Annotated in this window: 1 pseudogene; it reads right to left on the bottom strand. The window is 70.4% G+C overall.

Annotation, left to right across the window (positions count from 1 at the left end):
• A pseudogene (locus AAE029_RS36205) lies at positions 1-631 on the bottom strand (non-ribosomal peptide synthetase); the annotation flags it as partial.

Raw genomic sequence — 631 nt, 5'->3', positions numbered from 1 at the left:
AGAAGTTGTCGTGGATGCCGACGCGCTCGAGACCGAGCACATCCTGCCAGATGGCCGCAAGTTCTGCCTCCGTTGCGGTGCGCGGGCCGACATAGGCCGAGCCCGACGACAGCTCCGGATCCGGAAGCGCCCGCCGGTCCAGCTTGCCGTTCGGCATCAAAGGCAGGGCGGCGAGCGTCACGATGGCGGCCGGCACCATATGGGCGGGAAGCGACGCCTCCAGGCTTGAGCGCACGGAAGCGGGATCGACGCCGTCGCCGGTGACATAGCCGACGATGTGGCGGGCCTCGCCCTCGCCTTTGACCTCGGCGGCCGCATCGGCCACGCCGGCAGCCTTGCGCAGGGCCGCCTCGATCTCGCCGAGCTCGATGCGGAAGCCCCTCAGCTTGATCTGGCTGTCGATGCGCCCCAAAAAGTCGACCGTCCCGTCGGCCCGCATCCGGCACAGGTCGCCGGTGCGGTAGAGACGGCCGCCGGATCGATGCGGATCGGGCACGAACTTCTCCGCCGTCAGGGCCGGGCGGCCGAGATAGCCGCGCGCCAGCGTCTCGCCGCCGATGCAAAGCTCGCCGAGCCCGCCGACCGGCATCTCGTTGCCGTCCCCGTCCATCACATAGGCGCTGCGCGAGGG

Origin of the sequence: Sinorhizobium sp. CB7, from assembly GCF_041357635.1 — a bacterium.
In the GTDB taxonomy this organism is placed as follows: domain Bacteria; phylum Pseudomonadota; class Alphaproteobacteria; order Rhizobiales; family Rhizobiaceae; genus Rhizobium.
This window is presented reverse-complemented; position numbering and strand designations above follow the sequence as displayed.